Raw genomic sequence first — 5,212 nt, 5'->3', positions numbered from 1 at the left:
GGGCATAGCTGCGCTATGCCCCTGTACACATCGCTGCGCTCTGTGACGAGACGATGCGTGCCGCTTCGCGGCCCGCCGTCCGGCGCCGTTGCCGCTTTGCGGCAGGCGCGGCGGTGCCGGTGATGGGGGAGGGGGACTACTAGAGAACCGGCAATTCTGGGTCCCCCTTGGTACAAACTGGAGGGCGTTTTCGCAGGTCAGAGGTGGGGGACCCTACCGGCAATCTCGGGTCCCCCTTGGTACAAAATTGTGGATGACGAGGGGCTCGAAACTGGTGTTTTCGCAGGTCAGGAGGGGGGGACCCGAACCGGCAATTCAGAGTCCCCTTACCGGCCAGTAGGCCCCGGAATTGTGCGATCCAGGTGCGATCCGCGTGCGTTTCGATGTGCGTTTGCCCGTTGCCTGTGGATAACTCGGGACTTCGGGGGGGGGGGGGGACTTTGAGTTGCCGGTTCGGATCCTGCGTCCGGGCGTGGTGCGGTGAATCGGGGTGCCGGTGTTGGGGGTGGCACCTACGCTCGATGGCTCGGTGATCACGGGCGGGGGTGCGTGATGGGAGATCGGGAGCGGGACGAGGCGCACGCGTTCGCGGTGACGGTGGGTCTGCTGCTGCTGATCGGGGGCGTGCTGCTGATGCGTCAGCTATGGGGGGTATGGGCTGCTTTCGCTCTGGCTGCGGCTCCGGTGCTGGCGTGCTACCTCGGGCCGCCGATCGCCCGCGAGGTAGCCGTGCGCCGATTCGCTCGCCAGCTGCGCCGCAGATAGGCCTGAGAGCCCCTCAGCGCTCCCCCGGCGGCCCCACCTGTCGGGAGGTGAGGTGCGGGGGCGTCAGCGAGGCGCACAGCGGCCCGCGGTGAAAGGGCCGGCTGACGCTTCGGGCGGGTCCGCCCGAAGCGAGGGCGCTCTGGTGGTGTACTTCCGGGGTACGGAAGTGCCGGAGTTACAGAGTTCGGAGGTTGATGGTGGGACGCAGCAGACGCGTGGCAGCGGGCAATAACAAGGGCGGGGTGGGCAAGAGCGCGTGGGTGGTGAACACGGCGGCGGCGCTGGCGGATGCCGGGCGCCGGGTCCTGGTGGTGGATCTGGATCCGCAGGCGAACACCTCGCGGCGGCTGGCGCGGCCCTACCGGGTGGACCAGGCCGCCACGGTCTCGGTGAGCGAGGTGGTCCGCAGCGGGCAGGCTGGCGCGGCGGCGGACGGAATCGTGCCGTGTGGCTGGGAGGGGCTGTACGGGATGCGGATCGATGTGCTCCCGGCCCGCTTCGATCTGGAGAACCGCATCGCGGAAGCGGCGGTGATGGGCGCTCGCGGGCGGCTGGCGCGCGCTTTGGAGGGGGTTGATGAGGCGCACGACGTGACGCTGATCGACTGCCCGCCCTCGCTGGGGCACCTGACGCAGCTCGGCCTCGCCGCGGCTGACTGGGCGGTTGCCCTGGTGGAGCCGGAGTACGACGGGGTGGAGGGCGCCACCCGCTTTCGGGACTTCGTCCAGGATCCGCAGACGCTCGCCGAGCTGGCGAACGCGGAACTGCGGTTCCTCGCGGCGATCCCCTCCAAGGTCGATGGGCGGCTGGCCGGCCACGCGCACCACCTCACGAGCCTGCCGGCCATCTTCGGGCCGGATCGGGTCTGGGACGCGATTCCGGAGCGATCGGTGGTCAAGGACGCGGCGGACGAAGGCATGCCGCTGTCCGCTCTGGGCGCCCGGGGCAAGGAGATGCGCGACGTGTACGCGGCGGGCGCCGAGCGGCTGTGGAAGGCGATCGCATGACCCGGATCAAACGCTCCACGGTGCCGTCCGAGTCACCGATCCGTCAGCCATTGGTGCCAGAGGTCGAACAGCTGGTGGGCAGCATCTCCGCTCCTGAACAGCCAAAAGCCGAGCCAACTTCGGAACTCCCGGACTCCCGGACTTCTGAAGTTACAAAGTCCGAGAGTTCGGAAGTCTCGGACTCTCAGGGTTCGGCAGACGGGCCGAAGTGGCAGAGCCTGGAGCGCAAGGAGACGCGTCTGCGGACGGACCAGCTCGCCGAGCTGGCGGCACTGCGCCGCAGGGTGTCCGGGCAGCGCCGGAACCGCTCGGAGATCATCACGGACAACACCTTGATCCGGGTTGCGGTCGACCTGCTCCTGACGCGCGCCGGACGGCTCCGCGGGGACACGGAGGCCGAACTCCTCGCCTCGCTGGCCCCGCGCCGCCGGACTCAGGACTGACAGACTCCCGCAGTTCCGGACTCTGTAAGTCTGGTGGGTCGGGGTGCAGAGCTGTCGCCAATTGGCGACGATGGGGGGACCTGCGATGAACCGGGGCCCGCACGACGGTGCGGGCCCCATCCTTGTTCCGTCTACCGGTCCTGCTCGTTGAACAGCCGGTCCTCATGGCGCCAGCGCTGCCGCATCACCGGCCCAGAGAGCACCGCATAGACCATGGTGGCGGTCGCGAGGTAGACCGCCGCATCGACCGGCCAGGGGTACCGGCCCCCGGCCGCGAGGGCCAGGGTGAGTACCACGAGCACGGCGGCCGCCGTGGGCAGTGCCCACGGGGCGAGCTTGCACCAGCGGCACCGGCACTGTGCGGTCTGCCTCGTGCTGTCGGCCGGCGCTTCAGCCGGCTCTCCATCTGTGCTCACAGCTCCCCCAGCTCGATGTAGTCGACATCGGTGAGCGTTACGTCGAGTCCTTGAGCGCGGCGGCCCCGGTCCTGGAAGTACGAGTACCCCAGCCCCTGCCCGACCAGCTCTTGCAGCTGCTCCTCATCTCCGGAGCGCCACGCCTCCCAGATCCTCCCGCTCACGTCCGGCGGCAGCGTCTCGGTGATCCGCCGCATCCGGCCGTCGTCGGTGGTGCCAGGCGCGGCGGTGAACCCGAACCGCGCCCGGGTCTCCACCACCAGGCCGTCCCGGGCGGAACGGCGCTGTGCCTCGGCGGTGACCCGGGGCTGCCAGTCGCGGGCCGCCTCCCGCTCCAGTGCGGCGGCACGCTTGCCGGTCGGCTGCTGCTCGCCCTTCGCCCAGCGCTGGACGGTGCGCTGGCTGACGCCCAGCCGGTCAGCCACGGCGCGGGTGCTGCCCTTCTCGCGCTTGAGCAGGAACCGCAGCCGAGCCCCTGCGGACTTCGGCAGCGGGCGCGTCCACGCTGCCTGTGCGGCGCGACTGAGCGCGTCTCCGATGATCCCCATGTCCGTCTCCCCCTCAGAACGGTGCAGGTGCTGCTGCCTGGCGGCAGTCTCGGCAGGTGCTCACTCCGGCCACGCCCCGAACGGCACGCCCGCAGTTCCCGGCGCAATCCACGATCGCCAGCGGGCCCCGTCCGCCAGTCACCTCCTGCGCTGTGGCGACCGGCGGCTCTCCCCGGACCGGCAGCAAGGACTGCGCGAGCGCGTACGGGTGGCTGACGTGCTCGGTCGGCGGGATGCGATCGAGTCGGCCCAGTAGCTCGGCGGCCGTCCAGCCGTTGGTCATCAGGTGGGCGATGTGGCGCCGGGTGCGCTCGTGCTGAGCGTCGGTCAGTCCAGCCAGCCACCAGACCTGATCCATCAGGTCCACGGCCGCGCCCTCCGCCCAGGGCAGGTCTGCCCACTCCTCGGGCACGTCGGGCAGGCGGATCAGGCCGGACAACAGGGTGTAGCGGTCCGGCAGTCCCCGGACCCGGCCGCGCCGGTCCCAGCGCACCAGCTGGTCATCCTCCAGGTGCCCCCGGTGGGTGCGCAGGGTGCGCACGCTGATCCCGAGGGCCCGGGCCAGATCCTCCTGCCGCTCCTGCCCGGTCCAGTCGGCACCGGCATGGAGCGCCAGCGCGGCCAGCAGACGGCAGCAGGTGCGGTCGCGGGTCTGGATGGACGCGGCCCACTCCGCAGGGCTCGGCGAGGTGGGCAGGGGGCGGGCCCGGCCGACGCTGGCGCCCGGCAGAGGCGTCCGGCGGTCCACATCAATGCGCCCAGCGGTGACCAGCTCGGTGAGGTGGCGGCGCAGGACGCGCGGCACCAGCCCCACACGCTCCGCCAGCACGGCAGCGGGCAACGAGGTACCGGGGGCAGTGGTCAGTTCGTGCTCAACCAGCTCGCCGAAAATCCGGCGGCAGGACGCGCAGTCATCAGGTGACGGGTGCGCCATGTGGGGCCTCTCTCTGGCCCGCCCGGTGTCCGGTCGAAAAACCGACCGCTACACTCAGAACGAGCCTTGGCAAGGGCCAGCGGAAAGCCGTTCACCTCCGAGAGCGCCAACTCTCGGGCAACTGGTGGGTGGCTTTTCTGCTGTCTGTCTGGATCTTGTGCGGGACAGGCTACGCCCAGTCAGGGCGTCGCCGGGACGCGGATTCCGCGTACTGAAATAACGCTCGGGTCTCAGTCGGTCTGTAGCGGGATTGACGAGTCCTGGTTGAGGTCCTGGTGCAACTCGTCGGCGGCGTCTGCGATCCATCGCGCCAGGTCTGCGGCCCGCAGGTACTGACTCCCCCGCAGGCTCGCGGTGGGGACCGTGGCCCGCAGGTCGCGGCCCAGCGCGCTGAGCTGGTCAATCACACCCAGCACCTCTGCGAGCGACGCGTCCCCGGCGAACGGCAGGTCGGCATGCCCGGGGGGAGCCACATTGTGTCGCTGGTAGTCCATCTGGTCAGACACCCCCCTTGCCGCCCTTGAGCTTGGGCAGGCCCGCCTCATCGAACCAGCCGTAGACAACGGCTGTGCTCACCTTGCTGAGCTGCTGAATGCGGGAGCGCGGGGCATCGATTCGCGCGGCCGCAAGGGCGGCTTCCTTGATCTGTGGCAGTAGCGCCTTGGCGTCGGCGAGCAGTTGGGCGCGCTGGGTGCCCAGTTCCGCCACGCGCGCCAGCGCCTCGGCCTGCGCTTTCTCGGGAATTTCCATGCTGCACAGCATAGCTCACGCAACGCCCACTGAAGCAGGGTTGTTTACCGAGAAGTTCTGTGTCATGGTTGGCCAGTCGCCAGCCGGACCGGCTGAAACGGCATCAATCGCCATGAAAGGAAATGCACATGAGGATCCGGAAGAGCCCGTCTTCGGCGTCGATCGAGCACAGCCGGACGCAGTCCACTGAGGACCTGCGCTATGAGTACGAGCTGATCAAGCGGACGCGGACCCCGATGGACGTGGACGCGATCGCCGATCAGAACGACATCGCCCGCGAGCTGGAGCGGCGCGGCGAGCTGTAGTCGGCTGGCGTAGCCCGTCGTGCTCCGGCCCATTCGAGCTGGGC

General features: G+C 69.7%; 8 protein-coding genes. 3 read left to right on the top strand and 5 right to left on the bottom strand.

The features are described from left to right. Nucleotides 1–959 precede the first annotated feature (959 nt). Nucleotides 960–1,772 (top strand): ParA family protein, encoded by an 813-nt coding sequence (locus ACFQ7Q_RS37580; RefSeq protein ID WP_375852391.1) that lies wholly within the window; start codon nt 960–962, stop codon nt 1,770–1,772. Next, nucleotides 1,769–2,215, top strand: coding sequence for a hypothetical protein (locus tag ACFQ7Q_RS37575; RefSeq protein WP_375847184.1), 447 nt, complete (start codon nt 1,769–1,771; stop codon nt 2,213–2,215). The genes ACFQ7Q_RS37580 and ACFQ7Q_RS37575 overlap by 4 nt, the downstream gene beginning before the upstream one ends. A gap of 131 nt (nt 2,216–2,346) precedes the next feature. Here the strand turns inward: ACFQ7Q_RS37575 and ACFQ7Q_RS37570 are convergent, their stop codons facing one another. From ACFQ7Q_RS37570 to ACFQ7Q_RS37550, 5 genes are all read right to left on the bottom strand, one after another. Beyond that, entirely contained in the window at nt 2,347–2,517 is a 171-nt protein-coding gene (locus tag ACFQ7Q_RS37570) for a hypothetical protein (protein WP_375847185.1), read from the bottom strand. Between the two features lie 110 nt (nt 2,518–2,627). Beyond that, nucleotides 2,628–3,179, bottom strand: coding sequence for a telomere-protecting terminal protein Tpg (tpg, locus tag ACFQ7Q_RS37565; protein ID WP_375847186.1), 552 nt, complete (start codon nt 3,177–3,179; stop codon nt 2,628–2,630). 13 nt (nt 3,180–3,192) lie between these two features. Then, nucleotides 3,193–4,020 carry a hypothetical protein gene (locus ACFQ7Q_RS37560; protein ID WP_376295816.1) on the bottom strand — a complete coding sequence of 276 codons (828 nt, stop codon included), beginning with the start codon at nt 4,018–4,020 and terminating at the stop codon, nt 3,193–3,195. Between the two features lie 323 nt (nt 4,021–4,343). After that, the gene (locus ACFQ7Q_RS37555) at nt 4,344–4,607 is read right to left on the bottom strand and encodes a hypothetical protein (RefSeq protein WP_375847188.1); all 264 of its coding nucleotides are present in this window, start codon (nt 4,605–4,607) and stop codon (nt 4,344–4,346) included. A 4-nt stretch (nt 4,608–4,611) separates the two neighbouring features. Beyond that, complete coding sequence (locus ACFQ7Q_RS37550; RefSeq protein ID WP_376085935.1) at nt 4,612–4,863, bottom strand: hypothetical protein; 252 nt, start codon at nt 4,861–4,863, stop codon at nt 4,612–4,614. A gap of 128 nt (nt 4,864–4,991) precedes the next feature. Between ACFQ7Q_RS37550 and ACFQ7Q_RS37545 the strand changes: the two genes are divergently transcribed. Beyond that, the gene (locus tag ACFQ7Q_RS37545; protein ID WP_376085933.1) at nt 4,992–5,168 is read left to right on the top strand and encodes a hypothetical protein; all 177 of its coding nucleotides are present in this window, start codon (nt 4,992–4,994) and stop codon (nt 5,166–5,168) included. Nucleotides 5,169–5,212 lie beyond the last annotated feature (44 nt).

This window comes from Streptomyces sp. NPDC056527 (assembly GCF_042794475.1).
Classification (GTDB): domain Bacteria; phylum Actinomycetota; class Actinomycetes; order Streptomycetales; family Streptomycetaceae; genus Streptomyces.
The sequence above is the reverse complement of the archived record's forward strand: the minus strand, read 5'-3'. Positions and strand labels throughout refer to the sequence as shown.